The following is a 1,471-nucleotide window of genomic DNA, read 5'->3' on the forward strand; positions in this document are numbered from 1 at the left end:
CCGTAAGCGACCTTCGGCCGCTTGTCCTCAATCGCCGGACGGGCTTGATGTGCCTGGTGCGGGACTAAAGGTGCGGCACACGCCCCGCGCACGCGAGCCCAGCCCGCAGATCCAAGCCCTCATCGGGCAAATTCAAGCCCCTCCGGCGATTGAGGAGCAGGGGGCTGGGGGCAGCGCCCCCAGCGCGGCGCAGCCGCGTTACGCCCAGAGTTGGCCCTGGAGCGTTTCGATTGCCGCCTCCGTTGTGGCGGCCGTGTAGACGCCCGTCGACAGGTACTTCCAGCCGCCGTCAGCGACCACGAAGACGATGTCCGCCGTCTCGCCCGCCGCGACCGCCTTCTTGCCGACCCCGATCGCCGCATGCAGCGCCGCCCCCGTGGAGACCCCGGCGAAGATCCCCTCCTGCTGGAGGAGTTCGCGGGTGCGCGTGACCGCGTCGGCCGAGCCGACGGAGAAGCGGGTGGTGAGGACCGAGGCGTCGTACAGCTCGGGGACGAAGCCCTCGTCGAGGTTGCGCAGTCCGTAGACCAGGTCGTCGTAGCGCGGCTCGGCTGCGACGATCTTGATGCCGGGGACGTTCTCGCGGAGGTAGCGGCCCACGCCCATGAGCGTGCCCGTGGTGCCCAGGCCCGCCACGAAGTGGGTGATCGAGGGGAGGTCGGTGAGGATCTCCGGGCCTGTGGTGGCGTAGTGGGCGCCCGCGTTGTCCGGGTTTCCGTACTGGTAGAGCATGACCCAGGACGGGTTCTCGGCGGCCATTTCCTTGGCGACGCGTACCGCCGTGTTGGAGCCGCCCGCCGCGGGGGACGGAACGATCGTCGCCCCCCACATGGTCAGCAGGTCGCGGCGCTCCTGGGAGGTGTTCTCCGGCATGACGCAGACGATGTTGTAGCCCTTGAGCTTCGCCGCCATGGCCAGGGAGATGCCGGTGTTGCCGCTGGTGGGCTCCAGGATGGTGCAGCCCGGGGTCAGGCGGCCGTCCTTCTCCGCCTGTTCGACCATGTGGAGCGCGGGGCGGTCCTTGATCGATCCTGTGGGGTTGCGGTCCTCCAGCTTGGCCCAGATGCGGACGTCGTCCGACGGGGAGAGGCGCGGCAGGCGGACCAGCGGGGTGTTTCCTACGGCTGCCAGCGAGCTGTCGTAGCGCATCGGGCTCAGACCATGCCGCCGGCCACGGCCGGGAGGATCGTGACGTTGTCGCCGTCGGTGAGCTTGGTGGAGATGCCGTCGAGGAAGCGGACGTCCTCGTCGTTCAGGTAGACGTTGACGAAGCGGCGCAGCTGCTCGCCGTCGACGATGCGTGCCTGGATGCCGTTGTGCCGGGTTTCGAGGTCGGCGAGGAGGTCGGCGAGAGTGGCTCCGCTGCCCTCGACGGCCTTGGCGCCGTCGGTGTAGGTGCGGAGGATGGTCGGGATGCGGACCTCGATGGCCATGGCTGGGCTCCAGTCGGGAGGAGAGGGGAAGGCGGGGG

Annotated in this window: 2 protein-coding genes; both read right to left on the reverse strand. The window is 69.4% G+C overall.

Features of this window, described 5'->3' with window-relative positions; genetic code table 11:
• Positions 1-198: 198 nt before the first annotated feature.
• Complete coding sequence (locus tag J0695_RS33970; RefSeq protein ID WP_206968617.1) at positions 199-1,149, reverse strand: PLP-dependent cysteine synthase family protein; 951 nt, start codon at positions 1,147-1,149, stop codon at positions 199-201.
• A 5-nt stretch (positions 1,150-1,154) separates the two neighbouring features.
• Positions 1,155-1,433, reverse strand: coding sequence for a MoaD/ThiS family protein (locus tag J0695_RS33975; RefSeq protein ID WP_206968618.1), 279 nt, complete (start codon positions 1,431-1,433; stop codon positions 1,155-1,157).
• Positions 1,434-1,471: the final 38 nt, after the last annotated feature.

Source organism: Streptomyces beijiangensis (assembly GCF_017315755.1).
Lineage (GTDB): Bacteria > Actinomycetota > Actinomycetes > Streptomycetales > Streptomycetaceae > Streptomyces > Streptomyces beijiangensis.